The organism is Streptomyces sp. YJ-C3, assembly GCF_053891275.1.
This window is the reverse complement of record NZ_CM132685.1, coordinates 1,758,975-1,783,736: the sequence shown is the minus strand read 5'-3', so window position 1 is coordinate 1,783,736 and position 24,762 is coordinate 1,758,975. Positions and strand designations below refer to the sequence as shown.

General features: G+C 72.7%; 22 protein-coding genes. 7 read left to right on the top strand and 15 right to left on the bottom strand.

Annotated features, from left to right (window positions below; translation table 11 throughout):
• Positions 1 to 8 precede the first annotated feature (8 nt).
• From ACVHNB_RS07925 to ACVHNB_RS07905, 5 genes are all read right to left on the bottom strand, one after another.
• Positions 9 to 1,736: an ABC transporter ATP-binding protein gene (locus ACVHNB_RS07925; protein ID WP_428952110.1), complete on the bottom strand. Its 1,728-nt coding sequence runs from the start codon at positions 1,734 to 1,736 to the stop codon at positions 9 to 11.
• The gene (locus ACVHNB_RS07920) at positions 1,726 to 2,199 is read right to left on the bottom strand and encodes a lasso peptide biosynthesis B2 protein (RefSeq protein ID WP_428952111.1); all 474 of its coding nucleotides are present in this window, start codon (positions 2,197 to 2,199) and stop codon (positions 1,726 to 1,728) included. The genes ACVHNB_RS07925 and ACVHNB_RS07920 overlap by 11 nt, the downstream gene beginning before the upstream one ends.
• Positions 2,196 to 2,447: a lasso peptide biosynthesis PqqD family chaperone gene (locus tag ACVHNB_RS07915; RefSeq protein WP_428952112.1), complete on the bottom strand. Its 252-nt coding sequence runs from the start codon at positions 2,445 to 2,447 to the stop codon at positions 2,196 to 2,198. Before ACVHNB_RS07915 ends, ACVHNB_RS07920 begins: the two co-directional genes overlap by 4 nt.
• Entirely contained in the window at positions 2,444 to 4,357 is a 1,914-nt protein-coding gene (locus tag ACVHNB_RS07910; RefSeq protein WP_456227697.1) for an asparagine synthase-related protein, read from the bottom strand. The genes ACVHNB_RS07915 and ACVHNB_RS07910 overlap by 4 nt, the downstream gene beginning before the upstream one ends.
• Before the next feature lie 74 nt (positions 4,358 to 4,431).
• The gene (locus ACVHNB_RS07905) at positions 4,432 to 4,560 is read right to left on the bottom strand and encodes a keywimysin-related RiPP (RefSeq protein ID WP_428952114.1); all 129 of its coding nucleotides are present in this window, start codon (positions 4,558 to 4,560) and stop codon (positions 4,432 to 4,434) included.
• A 373-nt stretch (positions 4,561 to 4,933) separates the two neighbouring features.
• Between ACVHNB_RS07905 and ACVHNB_RS07900 the strand changes: the two genes are divergently transcribed.
• The 3 genes from ACVHNB_RS07900 (at position 4,934) to ACVHNB_RS07890 (ending at position 8,724) form a co-directional block, all read left to right on the top strand.
• The gene (locus ACVHNB_RS07900; protein WP_456227696.1) at positions 4,934 to 6,310 is read left to right on the top strand and encodes an oxidoreductase; all 1,377 of its coding nucleotides are present in this window, start codon (positions 4,934 to 4,936) and stop codon (positions 6,308 to 6,310) included.
• A 121-nt stretch (positions 6,311 to 6,431) separates the two neighbouring features.
• A complete protein-coding gene (gene qcrB, locus ACVHNB_RS07895) occupies positions 6,432 to 8,057 on the top strand; it encodes a cytochrome bc1 complex cytochrome b subunit (protein WP_456227695.1) in 1,626 nt (541 codons plus the stop codon).
• 94 nt (positions 8,058 to 8,151) lie between these two features.
• On the top strand, positions 8,152 to 8,724 hold the full coding sequence (locus ACVHNB_RS07890) for a shikimate kinase (RefSeq protein ID WP_456227694.1): 573 nt from the start codon (positions 8,152 to 8,154) through the stop codon (positions 8,722 to 8,724).
• Between the two features lie 24 nt (positions 8,725 to 8,748).
• Here ACVHNB_RS07890 and ACVHNB_RS07885 read toward each other — a convergent pair whose 3' ends face one another.
• Positions 8,749 to 10,119 carry a hypothetical protein gene (locus ACVHNB_RS07885; protein WP_428952118.1) on the bottom strand — a complete coding sequence of 457 codons (1,371 nt, stop codon included), beginning with the start codon at positions 10,117 to 10,119 and terminating at the stop codon, positions 8,749 to 8,751.
• A 164-nt stretch (positions 10,120 to 10,283) separates the two neighbouring features.
• On the opposite strand from ACVHNB_RS07885, the gene ACVHNB_RS07880 reads away from it, so the two are divergent.
• Positions 10,284 to 12,161 carry an RICIN domain-containing protein gene (locus ACVHNB_RS07880; protein WP_428952119.1) on the top strand — a complete coding sequence of 626 codons (1,878 nt, stop codon included), beginning with the start codon at positions 10,284 to 10,286 and terminating at the stop codon, positions 12,159 to 12,161.
• Positions 12,162 to 12,256: 95 nt separating this feature from the next.
• Here the strand turns inward: ACVHNB_RS07880 and cimA are convergent, their stop codons facing one another.
• The 6 genes from cimA to ACVHNB_RS07850 all read right to left on the bottom strand — a co-directional run bounded on the left by cimA (position 12,257) and on the right by ACVHNB_RS07850 (position 19,145).
• Positions 12,257 to 13,876, bottom strand: coding sequence for a citramalate synthase (cimA, locus tag ACVHNB_RS07875; protein ID WP_428952120.1), 1,620 nt, complete (start codon positions 13,874 to 13,876; stop codon positions 12,257 to 12,259).
• Between the two features lie 316 nt (positions 13,877 to 14,192).
• Positions 14,193 to 15,506 carry an MFS transporter gene (locus tag ACVHNB_RS07870; RefSeq protein ID WP_428952121.1) on the bottom strand — a complete coding sequence of 438 codons (1,314 nt, stop codon included), beginning with the start codon at positions 15,504 to 15,506 and terminating at the stop codon, positions 14,193 to 14,195.
• Between the two features lie 92 nt (positions 15,507 to 15,598).
• Complete coding sequence (locus tag ACVHNB_RS07865; RefSeq protein ID WP_456227693.1) at positions 15,599 to 16,570, bottom strand: DUF2891 domain-containing protein; 972 nt, start codon at positions 16,568 to 16,570, stop codon at positions 15,599 to 15,601.
• A gap of 205 nt (positions 16,571 to 16,775) precedes the next feature.
• On the bottom strand, positions 16,776 to 17,420 hold the full coding sequence (gene pcp / locus ACVHNB_RS07860) for a pyroglutamyl-peptidase I (RefSeq protein ID WP_456227692.1): 645 nt from the start codon (positions 17,418 to 17,420) through the stop codon (positions 16,776 to 16,778).
• A 19-nt stretch (positions 17,421 to 17,439) separates the two neighbouring features.
• Positions 17,440 to 18,405 carry a DUF979 domain-containing protein gene (locus ACVHNB_RS07855; protein ID WP_428952124.1) on the bottom strand — a complete coding sequence of 322 codons (966 nt, stop codon included), beginning with the start codon at positions 18,403 to 18,405 and terminating at the stop codon, positions 17,440 to 17,442.
• Positions 18,402 to 19,145: a DUF969 domain-containing protein gene (locus tag ACVHNB_RS07850; RefSeq protein ID WP_428952125.1), complete on the bottom strand. Its 744-nt coding sequence runs from the start codon at positions 19,143 to 19,145 to the stop codon at positions 18,402 to 18,404. The genes ACVHNB_RS07855 and ACVHNB_RS07850 overlap by 4 nt, the downstream gene beginning before the upstream one ends.
• A gap of 224 nt (positions 19,146 to 19,369) precedes the next feature.
• Here ACVHNB_RS07850 and ACVHNB_RS07845 point away from each other — a divergent pair, with 224 nt between their 5' ends.
• Genes ACVHNB_RS07845 through ACVHNB_RS07835 form a run of 3 tightly spaced genes read left to right on the top strand, consistent with a single transcriptional unit; the run spans position 19,370 to position 21,701 of the window.
• Positions 19,370 to 20,122: a LamB/YcsF family protein gene (locus tag ACVHNB_RS07845; protein ID WP_428957534.1), complete on the top strand. Its 753-nt coding sequence runs from the start codon at positions 19,370 to 19,372 to the stop codon at positions 20,120 to 20,122.
• Positions 20,119 to 20,841, top strand: a complete 723-nt coding sequence (locus tag ACVHNB_RS07840) for a 5-oxoprolinase subunit B family protein (protein ID WP_456227691.1) — start codon at positions 20,119 to 20,121, stop codon at positions 20,839 to 20,841. Before ACVHNB_RS07845 ends, ACVHNB_RS07840 begins: the two co-directional genes overlap by 4 nt.
• Positions 20,838 to 21,701: a 5-oxoprolinase subunit C family protein gene (locus ACVHNB_RS07835; RefSeq protein ID WP_456227690.1), complete on the top strand. Its 864-nt coding sequence runs from the start codon at positions 20,838 to 20,840 to the stop codon at positions 21,699 to 21,701. Before ACVHNB_RS07840 ends, ACVHNB_RS07835 begins: the two co-directional genes overlap by 4 nt.
• Here the strand turns inward: ACVHNB_RS07835 and ACVHNB_RS07830 are convergent.
• The 3 genes from ACVHNB_RS07830 to ACVHNB_RS07820 form a co-directional block, all read right to left on the bottom strand.
• Positions 21,688 to 22,986, bottom strand: coding sequence for a TolB family protein (locus ACVHNB_RS07830; RefSeq protein ID WP_456227689.1), 1,299 nt, complete (start codon positions 22,984 to 22,986; stop codon positions 21,688 to 21,690). The genes ACVHNB_RS07835 and ACVHNB_RS07830 overlap by 14 nt on opposite strands.
• Positions 22,987 to 23,131: 145 nt before the next feature.
• Entirely contained in the window at positions 23,132 to 23,680 is a 549-nt protein-coding gene (locus ACVHNB_RS07825) for a TetR/AcrR family transcriptional regulator (protein ID WP_456228852.1), read from the bottom strand.
• Positions 23,681 to 23,735: 55 nt separating this feature from the next.
• Positions 23,736 to 24,761: an agmatine deiminase family protein gene (locus ACVHNB_RS07820; protein WP_428952129.1), complete on the bottom strand. Its 1,026-nt coding sequence runs from the start codon at positions 24,759 to 24,761 to the stop codon at positions 23,736 to 23,738.
• Position 24,762: the final 1 nt, after the last annotated feature.

The following is a 24,762-nucleotide window of genomic DNA, read 5'->3' as shown; positions in this document are numbered from 1 at the left end:
CGGGACACTCAGCGAGTTGAGGCGGCCACGAGTTGCGTGGCCGCCAACTCGCCGTACAGGGCGTCGGACGCGAGCAGTTCGGCGTGGCTGCCCTGGGCCCGTACGCGGCCGCGTTCCAGGACCACGATACGGTCCGCGTCGACCACCGTGGAGAGCCGGTGGGCGATCACCAGGACCGTGGTGTCCGTGCCCAGGCCGCGCACGACCTCGCGCAGATGCTGTTCGTTGACCGCGTCCAGATGGGCCGTGACCTCGTCGAGCAGGAGCAGGCGGGGCCGGCGCAGCAGCGCGCGGGCGATGGCGACCCGCTGACGCTCGCCGCCCGACAGCAGTACTCCGCGGTGCCCGACCGGTGTGTCGAGGCCGTCGGGAAGCCGGGCCAGCAGGTCGTCGAGCCGGGTGCGGGCCACGACGTCGAGGAGCTCGTCCTGTGTCGCCCCGGGAGCCGCGTAGAGCAGGTTGTCGCGCAGGGTGCCCGCCAGGACGGGCGCGTCCTGTTCCACGTACCCGAGGCTCGCGCGCAGGTCGGCGAGCGGCCAGTCGCGCACGTCGCGGCCCGCGACGGTGACGGTGCCGCCGTCGTGGTCGTAGAAGCGTTCCAGGAGCGCGAAGACCGTGGACTTGCCCGCGCCGGACGGGCCGACGAGCGCGGTGAGACCGCCGGCCGGGGCGTCGAAGGTGACGCCGTCGTGGGCCGGGGCGCGTGCCGCGTCGTACCGCAGGACCACGTCGGTGAAGGCGACGGCGACGGGCCCCGGTTCCGTTGCGGACGGGGGCAGTTGACCGCTCTCCCCCGGCAGGTCCTCGATCTGCGTGATCCGGTCGATCGCCGCCATGCCGTTGTTGAGGCCGATCCAGCCCTCCGTCAACTGCCCCAGGGGCGCGACGAGATAGAACAGGTACAGCAGGAACGCGATCAGTGAGGCGATGTCGAGCGCGCCGGACGCGACGCGTGCCCCTCCGACGCCGAGCACGCACAGGAACGCCACCTGCACCGACACGAGCATCGACACGTCGGACGCGGAGGTCCAGCGGGCGACGCCGAGCCCCTTGTCGCGGGCGCGGCGGGCGGCCGCGGTGACGGCGGCCCGCTCGCGCTCCTCGGCGCCGTTCGCCTTGACCGTGCGGAAGGACTGCAGGGCGCGGTCGAGCGTCGAACCCATCTCCCCCACGGCTTCCTGGGCCTCGGTCTGGGCGCGGCGGATGTGCGGCATGAGCAGCGCGACCGCGGCCGCGACGACGGCGAGGACCAGCAGGGTCACACCGAGCAGCACCAGGTCCATGACGCCCATGAGCACGACGGCGCCGAGCAGGGTCAGGGCGCCGCTCGCCGACTCGACGAGGCTGCGCGACAGGACCGTGCGCAGCAGCGTGGTGTCGCCGGTGGCGCGGGTGAGGAGGTCGCCGGGGGTGAGGCGGTCCACGGCGGCGACGTGCAGCCGGAGCATGCGGGCGACGAGCCGTTCGCGGGCGCCGAGCACGACGGCCTCCCCGGTGCGCGCCATGAGGTAGCTGCCGCCCGCGGTGAGCGCGGCCCCGCCGAGCACGACGAGGGTGAGCAGGGCCAGGGCCGGGGCGGGTGAGCGGTCCTCGGCGAAGGCCCGCACCGCGTGCTTCGCCATGACCGGCATGGCGAGCCCGGCCCCCGAACCGGCGAGCGCGAGCACGCCGCCGAGTGCGAGGGTGCGGGCGTGCGGGCGGGCATGGGCGAGGAGACGGCCGAGTTCAGCGGGCATCCCCGGCTGCCTTCTCGCCGGGCTCGGCCGGCCGTCCGGGGGCGGTGACGAGGTCGCCCGCGACCGTCACCGTCATGAGAGGCCGGTACGCGTCCGGTTCCGTCCCCTCCCCCACCATCCGGCCCTCGGCCTCGACCCAGGCGTGCGGGGCGAACGGGGGGGCGGCGCGGACGCCCGCGTGCCAGGCGGGCCAGGTGCCCGTCGTCCGGCACAGCAGGGCGGTCGCGATCGAGCGCGGGAGGCAGCCGTACCAGCCGGCGCAGCGCCGGCTGGTGGCGACGACCGACGCGCGGGCGGCGAGCGCTGTGGCATGCGGCGCGGGGCGGGCGCCGCGGCTGAGGAACGCGAGCAGGCGGCGCAGCCGGTCGGGGCGCAGCCGCGCCATGAGCAGGGCCACCGCGACCGCGGCCCGCACGCGCGGGCCGCGCACACCGCGGTCCGGCATCGTCATCTCGGTGCTCACGGGGTGGCCATCCTCGCCTCGACGAGCTGGCGGGTGAGGTCGGCGACGTCGGCCTCGGCGCGGGCGCGGTCCACGTCGAAGGCGGCGAGGATCCGCTCCACCGCCTCGTGCGGGCCGAGGCCGTCGGCGAGGGCGGTCACGGCGACCGTGCCGGACGCGTTCAACTGCCAGTAGGTGCCGGTGCGCTGGTCGAGGAGCACGCCGCCGAAGTCGGTGCTGGTGACCGTGATGCCGGGTCTGAGCCTCACGGGGTGACCGCCTTTCCGTGGGGGATGTCGGCGGCGCGCAGCCACATCTCGCAGGCGACCGTCGAGTCGATGGAGTACCGGGTGTGCAGGGGTGAGTACGGGTCGGCGGCGAGCGCGTCGAGCTGCGCCGCGTCGACCAGGCCGAGGGCGGCCAGGCGCGAGAGGCCGGGTCCCCACAACTGCCGCAGTTCATCGGCGTGCTGGACCAGCCCTTGGACGGTGTCGCTGCTCATGTGGTCCTTGGTGGTGCGGGCGAGCAGCGGTTCGGGTGCGACGCCGCGCACGGCCTCGGCGAGCAGTGGTTTGTAGCGCGCGGGATCGAGCCGGTCCGTGAGGCGCACGGCGAGGGTCGCCTCGATCACGTGGTCGGCGTACATCGGCGCGGCCACGGGCAGCCCGAGCGCGAGCCCGTGGTCCTCCATGGCCTGGAAGTGGCGGGCGCCCATGCGGACGGTGTCGAGGTCGAGGTGGCGGCCGGGCCGCGGGGCGAGCGGTTCGGCGTGCGCGGCGGCCGTGCGGAACGTGTCGCGGATCAGGGTGCGTGCGTCGGGGGTCAGCCAGGGCGGCAGCGACTGGCGAACTCCCCACGACAGCTGCGGAGTCCGGGCGGTCGGCGGCGCCGCTTCGGTGACGGCGCCCGCGAGCCACGTACGGAAGGAGGGCCGGATCAGCAGGTCGCGCACGGTGCCGGTCAGCGGCCAGCCCAGCTGGTGGCGCACGGCGCTGATCCGGTTCCAGGCCGCCAGGGGCCGCCGGGGGAACAGGTCGCCGGCGGTGGCGGGCAGTGCCATGAACAGCTCGTCGCCGCCGTAGCCGGTGAGGTGGCACTCGGAGCCGGTGGCCGCGGCGCGGGCGAGCAGCATCCGGGCGCGGGCCCGGGCGGGCGCGACGGGCAGCGGTTCGTCGGTGGGGATGTCGTCGGGGCCGGCCTGCGGTGCGCCGACGCCCGCGTAGAAGAGGGGCGTCTCGTCGGCGGGGACGACGGTGTGGGTGAGGCGGGGGCCGGGGCCGGCCTCGGTCCGGGCGAGGTCGACGGCGCGGCGCGCCCAGGTCTCGTCCTGTGCGCCGTGTTCCCTGGAGGCCACGGTGAGCAGGGCGAGTTCGGCGGGGCCCGCGCGGCGGGCGAGGAAGGCGAGGGACGTCGAGTCGAATCCGCCGGAGAGTTCGCAGCTGGCCCGGGTGCGGTCGGCGAGGTGGGCGCGGACGGACCGGTCGAGCGCGTCGCCGAGCCGTGCGGCCCCTTCTTCCATGGGGAGTTCGGCGTCGGGCGCCCGCCACCAGCGACGGGTTGCGGCGGTCCCGTCGGCGCGCAGGACGAGGGCGTGTCCCGCGTCGGTCTCGGTGACACCGCGCCATACGGGCCGCCCGCCGAGCGGGTGCGGCACGAAGTCGAGGAGGCGCAGGGCGAGCGCGGTCTCGTCGAGTGCGGCGCCGGTGAGATGGGCGAGGACGGCGGGCCGGTCGGAGGCCAGACAGGGCTCCGGGCCGCTCGTGGCGTACACGCGGCGCAGGCCGGACGCGGTGCCGCGCGCCCAGGTCACGTCCCCGACGCGGGACACCACGTGGTGCGCGCCGGGCAGCCGCCGGGCCAGGCGCTCGTGCAGGTCGGCGTTGTCGCGGGCCGCGCGCAGGTCCTGCGCGAGGTCGGGTCCGGGGATCTCGTCGGGCCCGACGAGGACGACGGCGTCCGTTCCGACGAGGGCGCTGCTCACGCGGCGCAGCGGGGTGCGGACGACCACCCAGGGGCGGCCGGAGGGGTACCGGAACACCCGGGCGCGGGCGGCATCGCCCTCGCTGTCCCGCTCGGCACCGAGGGGAAGACGCCCGGCCGCCGCCTGCCCCGCCGGGGTGTCCGGCAGGACGACGAAGCAGTCGCGCGCGTGGGGCGGCTGGACGGGACGGCCGGGCATCTTCACCTTTCCTCGCTCACTGGCAACGGCACCGGGCAACGGGGCCGACGGCTCCGTCAGGTCCGTCGGGTCTCTCAGGTGAAGCGGCGGACGACCCACTCCTTGTAGGCGCCGACGAAGTAGCCGGCCGTCGTCTTGGTGAAGTCGCCCTGCTTGACCATGGTCGGCTTGGCGTAACTCTGCTTCTGCGCCTGCTTCTTCAAGACCATCGCTCCCTCTCACGTGTACGTAACGGATGTGATTGGTGTGCAGCGTGTGAACGCCATGACGATGCATAGCCAGTTCGTGAGCGGACATGCGCATAGAGCGACCGTTTTCGATGATTGACCTGATCACTTCCGGATCGAGTCGGACTTGTCATGACGGGGCAGCGGAAGTCCGGTCGGGGTAACCGCCGGTAAGGCCGGGGAACGGGCCAGCGGTTGAAGCCGGAACGAGGGCGGGGTCCGGACCACGGGCGCACCGCACTCGAACTGTGGAATGCTGCGGCCACCGGCGCCGCCTTTCGACGAGAGCGCCTGTACGCCGGACGGACCGCCAGGAGCGTGATGGACACCGCAGCACGACCCGACGCCCGTGCCGACGCCCACTCCTGAGCGGAGCGTCGACGCGGAGGACGTCAGACGCGACATCCTCGACGCGGACGCGGGATCACTGCCGTACGAGCTGCGGGGCGCCCTGGTCAGGGGTGCGCTGCGGCTGGACGGGGCCGGGATCGGACGGCTCGTGCGGTTCGAGGGGTGCCGGTTCGAGGAGCCGGTGACCCTGGAGGGCGCGAGCACCCTCGCGTTCACCGTCACCGGCTGCGACCTCCCGGGCTTCCACGCGCCGACCGCGCAGATAGGCGGGCGACTCGACCTGCGCGGATCCACGATCAGCGGGGGCCGGCGCGGCGCCGTGAACCTCGTGCACACGCACATCACGGGCGGGCTGCGGCTCGACGGGGCGCGCCTGACGTCGACGGAGCAGATCGCGCTGAACGCGGGCGGCGTGGTCATGCAGGGCGGCGTGTTCTGCGACGACGGATTCGTCGCACATGGCCAAGTACTGTTTCCCGGAGCCGAGTTGGCCGGAGGGCTGTGGATGCGCGGGGCGCGGATCACGGTCGCGGAGCGGTCCGGGATCGCGTTCAACGGGGACGGGCTGCGGGCCTCGACCGTCCGCCTCCAGAAAGGGTTCCGGGCCGAGGGACGGGTGCGGCTGCGCGGGGCGCACATCGACGACCTGCTCTCGTTCCACGACGCCGAACTCCTCGGCGAGGGCTCGTCGTTGATGTGCGTGGGGGCGCGGGTGGAGTCGCTGGACCTGCGGCTGCGCAGGCAGCCCGCCGGTGGCGTGAACCTGCGCAACGCCCACGCGTCGCGCATCCAGGACCACACGTACACCTGGCGCTCCCCGCTCGGCCTGGACGGCCTGACGTACGACTGGCTGGAGTCGACGGCCTCCACGCGCCGCGACGACATCACCAACCGGCTGGCCTGGCTGCGTTTCCAGCCCGCGTACGCGCCGCAGCCGTACGAGCAACTGGCTGCGCACTACCGCCGGTTGGGCCACGACGACGAGGCGCGGCGGGTCCTGCTGACGCGGGAGCGGCAGCGACGGGTGACGCAGAAGCCGGCCGGGCGGGCCTGGGGACGGCTGCTGGACGCCACCGTCGGGTACGGCTACCGGCCGTGGCTCGCGGGGATCTGGCTGGCGCTGCTCACGCTCGCCGGATCGCTCGTCTTCCACGCGTTCACCCCGGTGGCGAACAAGCAGGGCGAGGGCCCGCCCTTCAACCCGGTGGCGTACACGCTCGACCTGCTGATCCCCGTCGGCGGGCTCGGGCAGCGCGGCGCGTGGCACTGGGCCGAGGCGGGCGTGCAGGGGCTCGCGTACGGGCTGATCGCGGTGGGCTGGGTGCTGACCACGGCGGTGGTGGCCGGGGTGACGCGGACGCTGAGCCGGAACTAGGCCCCGCCGCCCGGGCCGCCGGACCCACGGATCAAGTGACGTGGCTCACAAGGCGCCTCCGTGATGTCACATCCCGCCCCTCCCCGGCCGTCTCGACTGTGAGCACCGACGGGAGGCAGTCATGTCCGACAGCACCACCCGCGTCGAGCGGCCGCGCGCACCCGGGGCGGGCGAGCGCGTGGCCGACTGGGCCGATGGCCGGCTCGGGATCCACGGCCTGGGCCGGAAGTACCTGCGGAAGGTCTTCCCGGACCACTGGTCGTTCCTGCTGGGCGAGGTCTGCCTCTACACGTTCGTCGTCCTGATCCTGACCGGTGTCTATCTGACGCTCTTCTTCCACCCGTCCATGAACGAGGTGGAGTACCACGGCAGTTACGTCCCGCTGAACGGCGTCCGGATGTCGGAGGCGTACTCCTCGACGCTCGACATCAGCTTCGACGTGCGCGGCGGACTGCTCATCCGGCAGATCCACCACTGGGCCGCGCTGATCTTCGTCGCGGCGATGTTCGTCCACATGATGCGGCACTTCTTCACGGGCTCGTTCCGCAAGCCCCGGGAGCTGAACTGGCTGTTCGGCTGGCTGCTGATGTTCCTCGCCCTGTTCGAGGGCCTGCTGGGGTACTCGCTGCCGGACGACCTGCTGTCCGGGGCGGGCATGCGCCTCATCGAGGGGATGACGCTCTCCGTCCCGGTCGTCGGGACGTACCTGTCGTTCTTCCTCTTCGGTGGCGAGTTCCCGGGCGACGACATCGTGGCCCGCTTCTACTCGATCCACGTCCTGCTGCTGCCGGGGATCATGGCGGTGCTCGTCGTCACCCACCTGATCCTCGTCTTCTACCACAAGCACACCCAGTTCCCCGGGCCCGGAAAGACCGAGCGCAACGTCGTGGGCCAGCCGTTCTTCCCCGTGTACGTCGCCAAGGCCGGCGGGTTCTTCTTCCTCGTGTTCGGTGTACTCGCGGTGATCGCGGCCGTCGCGTCGATCAACCCGGTCTGGGTGTACGGGCCCTACCGCCCCGACCAGGTCTCCACGGGCGCCCAGCCCGACTGGTACCTGGGGTTCGCGGAGGGGCTGGTCCGGGTGATGCCCGGGTGGGAGATCGTGTTCGCGGGCCACACCCTGAACCTCGGCATCCTCGTCCCGTTCCTCGCGTTCCCGCTGTGGCTGGTCCTGATCGGGGTGTATCCGTTCGTGGAGGCGTGGATCACCGGCGACCGCCGCGAGCACCATCTCCTGGACCGGCCCCGGAACCGCCCTGTGCGCACGGCACTCGGCGTGGCCTGGCTGACGGGATTCCTGGTGGCGATGGCGGCCGGCGGCAACGACCTGTGGGCCACGCACTTCCACCTCTCCGTGAACGCCATCACCTGGTGCGCGCGGATCGCGCTGTTCGCCGGGCCGGTGCTCGCGTTCATCGTGACGAAGCGGGTGTGCCTGGGGCTCCAGCGGCGGGACCGGGACAAGGTGCTGCACGGCCGGGAGACCGGGGTGATCAAGCGGCTCCCCCACGGCGCGTACGTGGAGGTCCACGAGCCCCTGCCGCAGGCCGAGGTGTACCGCCTGACCCAGCACGAGGAGCCCGTGGCCCTGGACCCCGTGCCCGACACGGACGAGCACGGGGTACGGCGCCGGGTGCGGTCCGCGCTGCGGCTGCGGGTGGCGCTGTCCCGGTGGATGTACGGGGAGGGGGCGCACGTCCCGAAGGTGCGGCCGGAGGAACTGGAGTCGGGGCGCACGCGTCACTGAACCCCGCACCCGCGGCGGCTCCGTATGGAATGCTGCGGTCGCAGGCACCACCCCAGCGCAGCGCCCGCTTGCTGGTCACCCTGCCAGGAGACCCATGAACACCGCGGCGGCGCCCTGGATGGTTCTGGTCGGACCGGCCGGCGCCGGCAAGACCGTGCTCGGCCGGGAGATAGCGGCGCGGACGCGGCGGCCGTTCGTCGACCTGGACGCCGTCGCCGACGGGTACTACGCGCAGGTGGGCTGGAGCCTGGACCGGCTCCGCGAGCGCATCGCCGCCGTCGGGCGGCTCGCGGCGGAGGCCGAGTGGGAACCGGCGCGGGCGCACGCCGTGGCATGTGCCGTCGCCGACCACCCGGACGCCGTGATCGCGCTGGGCGCGGGCCACACCAGCTACACCGACCCGCGCCACCTGGCCACGGCCCGGACCGCGCTGAGCCGCTGCCGGGAGGTGGTCCGCGTCCTGCCCTCGGCCGACCGCGAGACCGCGCTGGCCGTCCTGCGCCAACGCTGCACGGCGGACAAGGGCCGCTCCTGGATCGTCGACGGACACGACTTCCTCGCCCACTGGCTCGACGACCCGGGGGCCGGGCCGGTCACGACGCGAACGGTGCACACCGGCGACGAGACGCCCGACCGGACCGCCACGCGCCTGCTCGCAGGCGGCTGATCAGGGCACGACCGGCGGCCGGGGTCAGAAGCCGCCGCCTCCGAAGTCGCCCCCGCCGCCCCCGCCGAAGTCGCCGCCGCCCCCGAAGTCGCCCCCACCGCCGTCGCCGAACCCTCCCCCGAAGTCCGAGGAGTCGAAGTCGGCGCCGGAGTAGTCACCGCCGTCGTACCCGGCGTCGGCGCCGAAGTCCCCGTACCCGGAGCCGTAGTCCGCGGCGTACGCGGGGCTCGCCATCATGGAGCCGAGCAGCGTGCCGACGAGCAGGCCGGGCAGGATGCCGCCGCCGAAGTAGCCGCCGGCCCACGGGCCGTACATCGGGCCCGCGTCGTAGTACGGGCGGCGCTCGCCCGACCCGGCGTCGACCGTGCGCACCATCGGCTCGTCCCCGTCGCGCAGCCGGGTCGCGTCCGCCGCGCACACCGGGACCTCGCGGGGCGCGCCGCCGGGCGGCGTCCACTCGGCGTCCGCCACGGAGGGGCCGTGACGCGGGTCGAAGAAGCAGGGCGCGCGGCGCTCCGGCAGCGGGCGGCCCTCGCGGCGGGCGGCCAGCAGGGCGAGGGAGAAGCGGCCGTCCTCCAGGGCCTGGGTGACACCGCGTACGTCCTCGGGGCGCCGGGCCTCGGCCATGTACTGCTTGGCCTTCTCGTACGCGTCGAGCGCCCGCTCGTAGTCGGCGCGCATCGCGTCGTCCGCGCCCGCCTCCGCGGGGTGGAAGTCGAGCCGGTCCAGCTCCTCGCCGAACGCGGTGATGTCCTCGTCGACGACGACCCGCAGCTTTTCGAGGGCCTGGCGCTGTTCCTCCTCGCGCCGGCGTCGATTGCGCCGGACCAGGGCGTACGCGCCCGCGCCGCCGGCCACGACGACCGCGCCGACGCCGATCAGCGCACCGACCGGCACCCCGTCGTCGTCACCGCCGGCGGCGCCCCAGGACGAGGGCGCCGAGCCCTTGGCCGTCCGGACGGCGCCGTCGACGAAGTCGTCGAGCTGCCGCCCGACCGGTTCGCCGCGGACACTCGTCGTCAGGTTGCGAACGGCGTCGGCCGACATGACCTGGTGATCGGCGCGCGCGTCGAAGGCGTCGCCGAGCCGGACCCCGTACACACCGACGACCCCCGTCTTCGTGCGGAGGTCGGTGAACAGGTCCTGCCGGGGGAAGTCGGCGGGCAGCACCGCCACCATCACCGGCTTGTCGGCGTCCTTGATCTTCTTCTCGAGCGCGTCGACGTCCGCCGAGGTCAGCGATCCGGAGAGGGCCGGATCGACGTACACGGGGCTCTTCTCCAGGGCGTCCGCGACGGTGGAGACGTCCGTCGCGGCGAAGGCGGCGGGCGTGACGGTGAGCGTCGCGCCGAGGGCGAGCAGCGGAGCGGCGAGGGCCGCTATGAGGGGCCTCATACCTCGACGCTAACCCAGTCGGGGTGTGAATGACGGGTCGGGGTGTTCGCGACGTGAAGTCTTGACGCCGGCAGGGAACGCCCTTTAACTCACGTCTTGAACTAAGCCATGAGAGTTGACTGTTGAGGCTGTCGGGACACAGCTTCTCGATTCAGGAGGCATTCGTGCGCACCCCCACACGCTCCGGGCGCCTGGCCAGACTGCTGCTGGCCGGGGCCCTGACCACCGCAGGACTCGCCGGAGCCGGCGCCGGCCCGGCGCATGCCGCGGGCGAGCAGGTCTCCGTCTGGCTCACCACGACCGACGACACCGGCGGCCGCCATGTCACCCGGGGGCTGCAGCAGCAGACCCCGGTGTCGTTCCAGTCGGGCACCGGTGGCGGCGGCACCGCGATCACCGTCGACGAGAACACCCGCTACCAGACGTTCACGGGCGGCGGCGCGTCCTTCACGGACACCGCGGCCTGGCTGATGAACAGCAGCGGCGCCCTGTCGGCGGCGACGCGCGACGCGACGATGAGGAAGCTGTTCTCGCCGACGGACGGCATCGGCCTGTCCTTCATCCGCAACCCGATGGGCGGCTCGGACCTGGCCCGCTTCGGCTACACCTACGACGACGTGCCGGCCGGGCAGAGCGACACCTCGCTCGCCAAGTTCTCCCTCGCCCACGACCAGGCCGACGTCCTGCCGCTGACCAAGCAGGCCAAGCAGCTGAACCCGGCGGCCACCGTGATGGCCTCGCCGTGGACCGCGCCCGCCTGGATGAAGGACAGCGGGCAGCTCAACGGCGGCTGGCTGAAGGCCGAGAACTACGGGACGTACGCGAACTACTTCGTGAAGTACATCCAGGGCTACCAGGCCGCGGGCGTGCCCATCGACTACGTCACCGCGCAGAACGAGCCGACGTGCTGCTCGGGGTACCCGTCGATGAGCTGGAACGGCTCGGGTCTCGCGTACTTCACCAAGAGCGAGCTGCTGCCGAAGCTGGCGGGTGCCGGGCTGAAGACCAAGGTCCTCGCCCACGACTGGAACTGGGACACCTACGACGCGTACGCCGCGCCGACCGTGGACGACGCGGCCGTGCGCAGCCACCCGAACTTCGGCGGGATCGCCTGGCACGGCTACGGCGGCGACATCGCCAAGCAGACCGAGATCCACACCAAGTACCCGCAGCTGGACGCCTTCCAGACCGAGCACTCCGGCGGCACCTGGATCGCGAACCAGCAGCGCGAGGACATGATGAACATCATCGACTACACCCGTAACTGGGCGAAGTCGGTGACGAAGTGGTCGCTGGCCGTGGACCAGAACCGGGGGCCGCACAACGGCGGCTGCGGCACGTGCGACGGCCTCGTCACCGTCCACAACGGCGACAGCCGCTCCGGCCAGGTCGACTACACCATCGAGTACTACACGATGGGTCACCTGACGAAGTTCGTCCGGCCCGGGGCGTCCCGCATCGCCTCGACGGGTTCGGCCGCCGTGCCGAACGTCGCCTGGCGCAACACCGACGGCTCCAAGGCCGTCATCGCCTACAACGACGCCTCGTCGGCGAAGGACGTCACCCTCAACTGGGGCGGCCAGCACGTGACGTACTCGCTGCCGGGCAAGACCTCGGCGACGTTCACGTGGAGCGGGACGCAGGCCGGCGGGGCGGACAGGTCCGGTGCGCTGCACGGTCTGGGCGACAAGTGCCTCGACGTGAAGGACGGTTCGACGGCCAACGGGACGGCCGCGCAGATCTGGACGTGCTACACCGGCTCCGCCAATCAGACCTGGACGGTCCGCGCCGACGGGACCGTGCGGGCGCGGGGCAAGTGCCTGGACGTGTCGGGGGGGTCGACGGCGAACGGGGCGAAGGTCCAGCTGTACGACTGCAACGGCTCGGGTGCGCAGCAGTGGCGGCTCGAACCGTCCGGTGACCTGGTGAGTGTTCCGGCGGACAAGTGCCTTGATGTGACCGGGAATTCGTCGGCCGACGGGACGCTGACGCAGATCTGGTCGTGCACGGGAGCGGCCAACCAGAAGTGGCACTTGCAGTAGGCCGAACGATCGCCGGAGGGGAGGATCAAGCCCCTCCGGCGATCGAGGAGCGGAGCCCGAGGCGGAGCCCCGTGACCTGGCACCGAGGGGCAGGACTACTCGACCGGTTCCACACCGGCGCGGAGCAGACCGTACGTGTACGCGTCCTCCAGCGCACCCCACGACGCCGCGATCACGTTCTCGGCGACGCCCACCGTGGACCACTCGCCGGCGCCGTCGGTCGTGGAGATCAGGACGCGGGTCGTGGAGGACGTGCCGTGCTTGCCCTCCAGGATGCGGACCTTGTAGTCGACCAGCTCCAGCTTGGCGAGCTGCGGGTAGATGCGCTCCAGGCCGACGCGCAGGGCCCGGTCGAGGGCGTTGACCGGGCCGTTGCCCTCGGCCGTGGCGACGATGCGCTCGCCCTTGGCCCACAGCTTCACGGTGGCCTCGTTGGCGTGGGTGCCGTCGGGGCGGTCCTCGACGATGGCCCGCCAGGACTCGACGCGGAAGTAGCGGCGGGCGCGGCCCTCGACCTCCTCGCGCAGCAGGAGCTCGAAGGAGGCGTCGGCCGCCTCGTAGGTGTAGCCCCGCAGCTCGCGCTCCTTGACCCGCTCGACGACGCGGCCGACCAGCTCGCGGTCGCCGGAGATGTCGACGCCGAGCTCCTTGCCCTTGAGCTCGATGGAGGCGCGGCCCGCCATGTCGGAGACCAGCATCCGGATGCGGTTGCCGACGAGGTCGGGGTCGATGTGCTGGTACAGGTCCGGGTCGACCTTGATCGCGGAGGCGTGCAGGCCCGCCTTGTGCGCGAAGGCGGAGACGCCGACGTAGGGCTGGTGCGTGGACGGGGTGAGGTTCACGACCTCGGCGATGGCGTGCGAGATGCGCGTCATCTCGCGCAGCGCGCCGTCGGGCAGGACCTTCTTGCCGTACTTGAGCTCCAGGGCCGCGACGACCGGGAAGAGGTTGGAGTTGCCGACCCGCTCGCCGTAGCCGTTGGCCGTGCACTGCACGTGGGTCGCGCCCGCGTCGACGGCGGCGAGGGTGTTGGCGACGGCGCAGCCCGTGTCGTCCTGGGCGTGGATGCCGAGCCGGGCGCCGGTGTCGTCGAGCACGGTGTGCACGACCGCCTGGACCTGGGCGGGCAGCATGCCGCCGTTGGTGTCGCAGAGTACGACGACCGAGGCGCCCGCCTCGTGCGCGGTGCTCACGACCTGCTTCGCGTACCCGGGGTTGGCGCGGTAGCCGTCGAAGAAGTGCTCGCAGTCGACGAAGACCCGGCGGCCCTGCGCGACCAGGTAGGAGACGGTGTCGCGGACCATCTCCAGGTTCTCGTCGAGGGTCGTGCGCAAGGCCAGCTCGACGTGCCGGTCATGGGACTTGGCGACCAGGCAGATCACCGGTGCGCCGGAGTCGAGAAGTGCCTTGACCTGCGGGTCCTCCGCCGCTTTCGCGCCGGCGCGGCGGGTCGCGCCGAAGGCCACGAGCTGCGCGTGCTGGAAGTCGATCTCTTCCTGCGCGCGGGCGAAGAACTCGGTGTCGCGGGGGTTGGCGCCGGGCCAGCCGCCCTCGATGAAGCCCACGCCGAAGTCGTCCAGGTGCCGTGCGATGGTCAGCTTGTCCGCGACGGTGAGGTTGATGCCCTCGCGCTGCGCGCCGTCGCGCAGCGTCGTGTCGAAGACGTGGAAGGAATCGTCGAGTTCGTCGGAACGTTCGCTCGGGCTGCTGCTCATGCTGATCTGGCTCCTGTATGGGATCTCGGTCTACCGGAATGACCGGCTCCACCGTCCATCTATGATCCCTCGCGCTCTCCGCCTGGCTGGGGGTGGGCCAGAAACAGAAAAACCTCTCGCGGGTGCGAGAGGTCTGCGCGCGGGTCGAGGACGACGGTGTCCGCCCGTACGTGGTCGTACGAGGCGGTCACTGCGGACCGGCGCGCCTGCTGCCAATAATCATGGCGAACGAGAGCACGGCGGCAGTCTGCCACAGCCCGGGCGGCGCCCGGGCCGTGGTCTCACGATGCGAACAGGCGTCCTCTCGGGCCGCTGGTCAGGCCACCGGCTCCAGGGCGTCGTCCGTCGGCTTCACCCGGTTCAGGTCGATGTCGCGGGTCTCGCGCATGGTCAGGTACACGATGAGCGACACGGCCGCGCAGCCGGCGACGTACCAGTAGAAGCCGGACTCGATGCCGCCGTTCTTGAACCACAGGGCGACGTACTCGGCGGTGCCGCCGAACAGGGCGTTGGCGATGGCGTACGGCAGGGCGACGCCGAGGGCGCGGATGCCGGTCGGGAAGAGCTCGGCCTTCACGCACGCGTTGATGGACGTGTAGCCGGTGACGACGACGAGCGCGAGCAGCGACAGGCCGAGCGCCGGCCAGAAGGACCCCGCATGCTGGAGCAGCGTCATGATCGGCACGGTCAGGAAGGTCGAGCCGACCGCGAAGGTGATCAGCAGCGGGCGGCGCCCGATGCGGTCGGAGAGCGCTCCGGCGAGCGGCTGCAGACAGGCGAAGACGATGAGCGCGCAGAACGAGACGAGCGTCGCCGTCTGCTTGCTCAGCCCGGCCGAGTTCGACAGGTACTTGGTGAGGTAGGTCGTGTACGTGTAGTACGCCACGGTGCCGCCCATGGTGAGCGCGATGACGAGGAACGCCTCGCGCTTGTGCGCCCACAGGGCCTTCATGGTGCCCTTGTCGTCGCCGCCCACGCCCGCGTCGTCGTCGGCGGACTCCTCGTAGACGTCGGTCTCCAGCATGTTGCGGCGCAGGTAGAAGATGATGGCCGCGCCGAGGGCGCCGACGATGAACGGGATGCGCCAGCCCCAGCTGTGCAGGGCGTCGTCGGACATGGTGCGCTGCAGGACGATCTGGAGCCCGAGGCCGACGATCTGGCCCGCGGTCATGGACACGTACTGGAAGCTGGAGGCGAAGCCGCGCCGCTTCGGGTCGGACGCCTCGGTGAGGTAGGTGGCGCTGGCCGCGTACTCGCCGCCGACCGAGAGCCCCTGCAGGAGCCGGGCGAGGAGCAGGACGACCGCGCCGCCGTACCCGGCGACGGCGTAGGTGGGCGCGACGGCGATGAGGATCGCGGACGCGGACATCAGGGTGACGGTGAGGGTCAGTGCCGCCTTGCGGCCCTTGCGGTCACCGACCCGGCCCAGCAGCCAGCCGCCGACCGGGCGCATGAAGAAGCCGACGGCGAAGATGCCGGCGGTGTTCATGAGCTGCGCGGTCGGATTGCCGTCGGGGAAGAAGGCCCCCGCGAAGTACGTGGCGAAGCTCGCGTACACGAACCAGTCGAACCACTCGACCATGTTCCCGGCCGATCCGACCAGGACTTTCTTCCATTGCTCTCGTCCCATGAGGCGCCACGATGGAGGACCGCGGCGCCGGGTGACAAGGGTGTAACGCGCAACGATCGCGCGTACTTGCGTTCATTGCGTTCACGGCCGGTTCATGCCCGGCGTGCGAGTTCCGCGAAGGTGGCCAGCCAGTGGTCCGTGGTGAAGTCGCCGCGGTCGACGGCCGGGAGACCGGCGGCGAGGTGCGCGGCGGCCGCCGCCGTCAGCCGGTCGCGGACCGGTCCGGCGGGCAGGGCGCCCGCGATGGAGCGGAGCGCGGCGGCGCGGGAGAGGGCGAGGCCGAGCAGATGGCCGATCTGCGGGTCGGCGTGGTCGGAGACGACGGGCACGTCGAGCAGGGCGCAGGGCGCGCCGGTGCGCAGGGCGGGCAGGAACCGGTCGAGCCAGCCGGCGAACGCGTCCGGGGTCAGGACGCGGCGCATGGCGTCGGCCTCCGTCAGCGCGGGCGACAGGAAGTCCTGCCCCGAGGGTTCCCAGTGGGCGGGGGCGTCGTGGTCGTCGGCGAACCAGGTGTGCAGCCGGTCCCGTACGGCGTCGGCGGTGCGGGCCGTGAGCCCGGCGCGCTCGGCGCTGTCCAGGATCAGGCCGAGAGCGAAGGCGCTGTTGGTGTGGATGCCGTGGCGCACGGGATACGTGGCCTTCGGCAGCCACCCGGCGAGGAGCCGCTCGACGGCGTCGACGGCGGGCCCGAACGCGTCGCCCCACGGGGTGTCCCGGCACTCGGCGGCGAGCGCGACCAGCCAGGCCCAGCCGTAGGGCCGCTCGAAGCCCGGGCGGTCCAGGAGGTAGGCGGCCTCGGTGCCGAGGTGGGCGGTGGTGAGGTGCCGGTCGAGGATGCCGGTGTACGTCGCCGAGGCGGCGGGCGGGAGGTCCGGCAGGGTCCGTACGAGCAGCCAGTGCATGTGGACGGACGAGTGCCAGTCGTAGGCGCCGTAGAAGGCGGGGTGGAGGGTGCGGGGGCGGGTGTCCTCGGTGGGGGAAGTGACCAGGTGGGCGGGGAAGTTGGGAAACTCGCGGGTCACGTTGGCCGCGGCCAGCTTGGCGGTTTCCTCCGGGGTGAGCATGGGGTGACCTTTCGGGGTGAGTGGGTGGGTGCGGCTCCGGTGGGGGCTGGTCGCGCAGTTCCCCGCGCCCCTGAGATGCACGCACTGCGCGCGGCATCTCATCGAGGGAGCAGCGGCGAAGCCGCATGCTCCAGGGGCGCGGGGAACTGCGCGACCAGCCACGACGAAACCCGCGAACGGCGGAGAGGCGGTACCCCGACGGCGCCTAGTGGGTCGCGCCCTCCGTCACCCTCAGGTCGTCCCGGGTGGACGCGGCGGCAACCAGCATCGCGCCGAGCCCGGAGGCCACCAACCCGGCGGAGACGGACGGCGCCGAGCCGTCCGGTACCTGCTCCGGGGCCCAGGGCACATGGACGAACCCGCCCCGGACGCCCGGGAGTTCGGTCGCCAGCAGATGCGCGAGGCCGTACGCGACGTGGTTGCAGACGAAGGTTCCGGCGGTGTTGGAGAGCGCCGCCGGAACCCCGGCGGAACGCATCGCCGCGACACACGCCTTCACCGGCAGGGAAGAGAAGTACGCGGCGGGCCCGCCGGCCACCACGGCCTCGTCGATCGGCTGGGCCCCGGCGTTGTCGGGGATGCGCGCGTCGTCGACGTTCAGAGCGACCCGTTCGACCGTGACACCGGGGCGTCCACCCGCCTGCCCGAGGCACACCACCAGTTCGGGCCGCATCTCCTCGACGGCGGCCCGCAGCGCGGTGAGCGACTCCCCGAAGACGCAGGGGAGCTGGACGGCCCGCACGTCGAGGCCCTCCGGCGGCGCCGCGGCGACCAGCTCGGCCGCCTGCCACGACGGGTTCACGGACTCCCCGCCGAACGGTTCGAATCCGGTGAGCAGGACCCGGGTCATCGACAAACCTCCTGGAGGGCTAGACGGCGAAGAGCGCCATGATCACGATGTTGCAGACGAGCAGCGCGAGCGCCGTCGGCAGCTGGGCCTTGATCGGCCCGTACTGGTCCTTCAGTTCGAGCAGCGACGCCGGAACGATGTTGAAGTTGGCCGCCATGGGGGTGCAGAGCGTGCCGGCGAACCCGGCGAGCATGCCGATCGCGAGCACCCCGGCCTCGTTGCCGTGCATCTGCTGGATGAGGACCGGCCAGCCGATCGCCGCCGTCATCACGGGGAACGCCGCGAACGCGTTGCCCATGATCACGGTGAACAGGAACATGCCGACGCAGTACGCGACCACGGCGAAGTACGTGGAGTTGTCCGGCAGGACGTCGTTGACGATCTTGCCGACCTGGGTGCCGACCCCGGCGACCGCGAAGATCGAGCCGAGCACGGAGAGGAGCTGGGGCAGCAGGAGCGCCGAGCCCATCGCCTCCAGCATCGAGCGGCCGGAGTGGACCGGGACTGACACCTTGCGCTCGCCGGTCACGAGCATGCCGACGGCCAGCGCCACGATGCAGCCGAGCCCGAGCCCGATGAGCGTGGCCTTGCCGGTCTCGAACAGCCCCGACTCGTCGAGGAAGGACGCGCAGACGATGGCGACGAGCGGGATCGTCAGCGCCGGGACGAAGAGCTTGTTGCCGAGCCGGGCCGCCGAGGCCTCGCGCTGCTCCCCCGTCGTCGTGACGGGCACGCCCTTGCCGATGAAGTTGAACCCGGCGAGCACGATCAGCGCGAGGACGGCGACGCCGAGCGGTTCGGCGGGCAGGGTCCAGCTCGCGCCGCCCTCGACGACGCCGGTGCCGTAGGGGAAGGTCAGTCCGAGCAGCCCCCAGAACGCCGCGGACGTCCAGCGCTTGGGGTTGCTGCGGTCCATGGCCATCTGCGCGGCCATGACGACGAAGACGAGACCGATGAGCCAGTAGAGCCACTCGACCTTGATCACTTGGCGGACTCCTCACGGGACTGTCCCGGCGTCTGCTGCGGCAGCGGCAGGTCGTGCTCGGCGGCGGCGAGCGCCATCTCGCGCTCCAGCTTCTTGTCGAGCAGGAGCAGCCGGGCGCCGTGGATGACGAAGGCGCAGACGGCCAACGGCACGGCCCACAGCGCGAGTTGGGTGGGTTCGAGTTCCTGGTGGTACGTGGAGTTCACGAAGCCGGTGATCAGCAGGATGGAGCCGATCGCGATGAAGCAGTCCTCACCGAAGAAGAGACCGACGGTGTCGGCGGAGGCGGAGTAGGAGCGGACCTTCTCGCGCAGCTTGTCGGGGAGTTTCGCCCCGGCGGTGCGTTCGGCGGCGGCCTCGGCCATGGGCGCGACGAGCGGGCGCACGGTCTGCGCGGGGCCGCCGAGGTTGTTGAGCCCGAAGGCGGCGGTGACCTGGCGGACCAGCAGGTAGACGGTGAGGAAGCGGCCGGCGCTGAGCTTGCCGAGCTTCCCGATGAGGGTGCGGGCCTGCTCGCGCAGGCCGTAGCGCTCCAGGAGGCCGATCACCGGCAGCACGATGGCGAAGACGGTGACGGACCGGCTGTCGGCGAACGCCTTGCCGAAGGCGGCGAGGATCTCCTGCGGGTTCATCTTGCCGAGCAGTCCGGTGACGATACCGGCGACGCCGACCACCAGGACGGGATTGCGGCGCGTGACGAATCCGAGGATCACCACGAGCACGCCGAGAAGCACGATCATGCGGCCGCCTTCTTCAGGACGAGGGCACGGGGAGGGGCACGGAAACGGATGGTCCGCTTCCGTGGGGGATGCACGGACCCTAGGTGATCGTTCAACGATCGAACAAGAGGTTGTGGCGCATCAGCCATCAAATCGACCCCTTGTCGGATTGTTGAACGATCGCTTACGTTGAGGGGGTGATCCAGGACGACATCCACGGCGGCACCCCCGGTGACACTCCCGGCGTGATCGACCTCAACGCCGACCTCGGCGAAGGCTTCGGCCGCTGGACCCTCACCGACGACGAGGCCCTGCTCTCCGTGGTGACCAGTGCCAACGTCGCCTGCGGCTTCCATGCCGGCGACCCCTCCGTGATGCGCCGGGTCTGCGACCTGGCCGCCGCGCGCGGGGTGCGGATCGGGGCGCAGGTCTCCTACCGGGACCTCGCCGGATTCGGTCGCCGCGCCATGGACGTACCGGCGGACGAGCTGGCGGCCGAAGTGGCGTACCAGATCGGCGCGTTGAGAGTCTTCGCCGAAGCGGCGGGCGCCGAGGTGGCGTACGTGAAGCCGCACGGCGCCCTCTACAACCGGACGGTGCGCGACGAGGCGCAGGCGCACGCCGTGGTGGCGGGGGTCCGGCTCGCGGGCGGCGCGCTGCCGGTGCTCGGGCTGCCGGGTTCACGGCTCCTGGCCGCCGCCGAGGAGGCGGGCCTGACCCCGGTCCGCGAGGCCTTCGCCGACCGGGCCTACACCCCAGAGGGCACGCTGGTGCCGCGCCGTGAGCCCGGCGCCGTGGTCGAGGACGCGGACACGGTCGTGCGCCGGGCCGTCGGCTTCGCCGTGGACGGCGGGGTCGAGGCCGTCGACGGCACGCGCGTGGCGGTCGCCGCCCGCTCCCTGTGCGTGCACGGCGACACCCCGGGCGCGGCCCGGATCGCGGCCCGGGTCCGGGCCGCGCTGGAGGACGCCGGGGTGCGGGTGGGGGCGTTCGCGTGACCGCACACGCCACCGGCACCGGCCTCGTGGTCCGGCCCGCCGGGCGCCACGCGCTCCTGGTGGAACTGCCCGACGCCGAGCGCACGGGCGCGCTGCACGCGGAGCTGCTGCGGCGGCGGGCGGCGGGCACGCTGCCGCCGGTCGCCGAGATCGTGCCCGGGGCGCGCACGGTGCTGCTCGACGGCGTCCCGGACCCCGCCGTGCTCGCCCGCGCGCTGACCACCTGGGACGTCCCGGCGACGCCCCCGGCGGACGGTGACGTGGTGACGATCCCGGTCGTGTACGACGGTCCGGACCTGGCCGAGGTGGCCGCGCTGTGGGGCGTGCCCGAGGACGAGGTGGCGGCGCGCCATGCCGCGTGCTCCTACCGCGTCGCGTTCTGCGGCTTCGCCCCCGGCTTCGGCTACCTGACCGGACTCCCGCGGGAACTGCACGTCCCGCGCAGGTCCACCCCGCGCACCCGGGTCCCGGCGGGCGCGGTGGCCCTGGCGGGCCCGTACGCGGCGGTGTACCCGAGGGCGACCCCCGGCGGCTGGCAGATCATCGGCACGATGCCGGACCCGACCGCCCTGTGGGACCCCGGGAGGGAGCAGGCGGCCCTCCTCTCCCCCGGAACCCGCGTCGAGTTCGCCCCGACTGCGCGACCAGCCACGAACGACAGCCGGCCGGCGAACGACAGCACCCCCCACGGCGCCCAGCCGAAACCGGACGAACGATGACGACAAAACTGACGGTCACCCGGCCCGGCGCCCTCACCACGATCCAGGACACGGGCCGCACGGGCCACGCCCACCTCGGCGTCCCCCGTTCCGGCGCCCTGGACGCCCCCGCGATGCACCTGGCGAACAGACTGGCCGGCAACCCGGAGGGCACCGCTGTCCTGGAGACGACCCTGACCGGCTGCGCCCTGCGCCCCGACCGGCCGGTCACCGCCGTCGTGGGCGGCGCCCCGTGCCGGGTCACCGTCGACGGCCGCCCCGCGGCCTGGGGCGCCCCGGTCCGCGTCCCGGCGGGCGCCGCCCTCGACATCGGCCCGGCGACGCACGGCATCCGCAGCTACGTCGCCCTGGCCGGCGGCATCACCGTCGAGCCGGTCCTCGGCAGCCGCTCCACCGACCTGCTGTCGGGCCTCGGCCCGGCCCCGCTCGCGGAGGGCGACCTGCTCCCCGTCGGCCGGTCCGCCCGCACCGCTCCCCCGGCGCTGTCCGGGGCCGCACCCTGGCCCGCGCCGCCCGCCGAGCTGGTCCTCCCGGCCCGCTGCGGCCCCCGTGCCGACTGGTTCACCGACGCGGCGCTGCGGACCTTCCTGACCGCGACGTTCACGGTCTCGGTGCACAGCAACCGCATCGGCCTGCGCACCGAGGGCCCGGCCCTGGAGCGGAAGTCGGCGGGTGAACTGCCCAGCGAGGGCATGGTGCTCGGCGCGGTGCAGGTGCCGCCGGACGGCCGCCCGGTGGTCTTCCTGCACGACCACCCGACGACCGGCGGCTACCCGGTGATCGCCGTCGTCCCGGAGGCGGCCCTGGCCGCGGCGGCGCAGGCCGTACCGGGTACGCCCGTGCGTTTCACCGTCGGTTAGAGCCCGGCCGGAGCCCGCGCACGAAGGCGTCCGACAGCCCGTTGGTGTCCCCCGGCACCAGCTGGGCCGAGCCCGTGCCGAGGCCGATGCGGCGGCCGTGCGCGTCGAGGGATCCCGCGTACACGTCCGCGTCCGTCACGGGCCCGCCGCCGGCGGACACGCTCGCCAGGGTCGAGGCGCCCGTACGCAGGTTGCGTACGTACACGTTCTCCGCGACGTCGTACTCGGTGCCGGGCACCCGCAACCGCACCCCGTAGGCCAGATAGCGGCCGTCGCCGCTCAACTGTCCGGCGTACGAACCGGGTTCACCGCCGTCCACCGGGTCGACGCGCCGCGTGGTGCCGGTGCGCAGATCGCGGACGTACTGGCGGGGCGAGACGTCCGGGGTGCCCGCCACCAGGTCCTGCGCGGACGACACGAAGGCGACGGTCCGGCCGTCGTCGGAGAGCGACGGGGACCAGCCGCCGAGGGCGGACGGCGCGCCCTCCGGGGTGACGTTGACCTGCTGCTCGGTGCCGGTCCGCCGGTCGTGGACGTGGACGAGGCCGTCGCCGCTGCGCACCCCGTTCTGGGTGTAGGCGACGTAGCGGCCGTTGCCGCTGATCGCGAGACCGTACCCGGCGAGCGCCGGGTGGGCGCGGTTGCTGACGCGCTCGGTGGCGCCGGTGGTGCGGTCGTGGACGTAGACGGCCGGGTTGATGTCCGTCTCGCCGGGCTCCAGCTGGGAGGGGCGGGCGTTGAACGCGACGTAGCGGCCGTCGTCGGAGATGCCGGCCGTCCAGTTCGCGTACGCGGGAGCGCCGTCGGGTGTGGTGCTGACGCGCTCGGTGGTGCCGGTCCTGCGGTCGTGGACGTAGACGTCGTAGGCCCAGTCGGCGGCCGCGGGATCGCGGGGCGCGAGGTTGGTGGAGTTGGAGCGGAAGACGACGTAGCGGCCGTCGGCGCTGATCCCGGCGGCCTCGGACTGGCGGTCCCCGGGAGTGCCGTCGGAGGCGACGCTGACCCGCTCCAGGGTGCCCTTCGCGAGGTCGCGCACGAAGACGTCGTTCGTGTCGTGAGGGTCGCCGGGCACGAGATTGCCGGCGTACGAAGTGAACGCGGCGTAGCGGCCGTCGGCGCTCAGTTGCGCTCCGCCGGAGCCGCTGTCCGCCTCGGCGTCCGTGGCCGTGACGGAGATCCGCTCGGTGCGGGGCGCCGGTGGCGCGGCGGACGCGGACGTCGTCGCGAGCGCGACGGCCGCGGCGGCGAGGACGGCGGGCAGGCCGACGCGTGCGGTGCGGTGCATGTGGTGGTTCCCCCGTGGTGTCGGTGTCATGAGTGCCGCTGACCGGCACGGGCGTCCCGGTCCGACACCGGGAGCCCGCACCGATACAAGCGCAACCCTCACAACGGGGGCAATCCTTCGTAAGACGTACAACCTGGACGCGCCGCTATGCGTCGGGAACGGCGAGCCCGTCGTCCAGGAACTCCCGCACGTGGGTGAGGACTTGGTCCCGGCCGGCCCCTCTGAGACCGATCGCCACGTGGATGGAGAACCCGTCGAGCAGCGCGCGCAGCCGCGCCGCGAACCGGTCCGGGTCGACGGCCCGGAACGCGCCCTGCGAGATCCCCTCGGCCAGCAGCGCCACGAGGTCGCGGTGCCAGGCCCGCTCGATGGCGGCCTGCCGGGCGCGGGCGTCGTCGTCGGCGTTGCGCGAGCGGTTCCACACCTCCATCCACAGCGTCCAGTGCGGATCGCGGTGCCCCTCGGGCACGTACAGGTCGACGTACGCGTCCAGGCGTTCCCGCACACTGCCCTCCCGGGAGAGCAACTGGCTCCGTTCGCGGCCCAGTTGACCCTCGCTCCACTCCAGTGTCCGCAGCAGCAGTTCGTCCTTGGACCCGAAGTGGTACGCGAGGTGGCCGCTGCTCATGCCGACCTCGCGGCCCAGCGCGGCCATGGTGAGCCGCTCCAGACCGCTCTCGGCGATCATCGCCATGGCCGCGGCCAGCACGGTGTCCAGGGGCGGGGCCGGGGTGCGGCGGCGGTTCACCTCAGACCCCGGCGACGGGCTGCTGCTGCGTGATGCAGTGGATGCCGCCGCCGCCCGCGAAGATCGTCCGCGCGTCGACGAGCGTGACCTCCCGGCCCGGGAAGAGGCGGCGGAACAGGGCGGCGGCCTCCTGGTCGCGCGGGTCGTCGAAGCCGCACAGCACGACGCCGTCGTTGCACAGGTAGTGGTTGATGTAGGAGTAGTCGACCCAGCCCTCGTCGTCGGCGAGCAGGGTCGGGGCGGGGATCTCGACGACCTCCAGGGGGCGGCCCTGGGCGTCGGTCGCGGCGCCGAGCAGCCCGGTGATCTCCCGGCTGACCTCGAAGTCGGGGTGGGCCGGGTCGCGCTGGGAGTGCACCATGACGACACCGGGCGCGGCGAACGCGGCGACGATGTCGACGTGCCCGCGGGTGCCGAACTCGCCGTAGTCGCCGGTGAGTCCGCGCGGCAGCCAGATCGCCTTGGACGTGCCGATACGGGCGTGGATCTCGGCCTCGACCTGTTCCTTGGTCCGGCCCGGGTTGCGGTCGGGGTCGAGCTGCACGGTCTCGGTCAGCAGGACGGTGCCCTCGCCGTCGACGTGGATGGCGCCGCCCTCGTTGACCAGGGGCGAGGAGTGCACGGGGGTGCCCGCGAGGTCGGCGACGTGCCGGGCGATCTTGGAGTCGTGCTCCCAGCGGGCCCAGTCCTGGGCGCCCCAGCCGTTGAACGTCCAGTCCACGGAGGCGAGTTCGCCGCTCGCCGGGTCCTTGACGAAGGTCGGGCCGATGTCGCGCATCCACGCGTCGTCGAGATCCCGTTCCACCACCTCGATGTCGGGGGTGAGGAGTGCGCGGGCCGAGTCGAGCTGGCCCGTTCCCACGACCATGGTCAGGGGCTCGTGGCGGCGTACGGCGTGGGCGACGGCGGCCCAGGCGGAGCGCGCCTCGGCCAGCTCGGTGTCGTCGGCGAAGGTCGGGTTGGGGCCCGGCCACGCCATCCAGGTGCGCTGGTGCGGGGCCCACTCGGGCGGCATGAAGTACGTCATC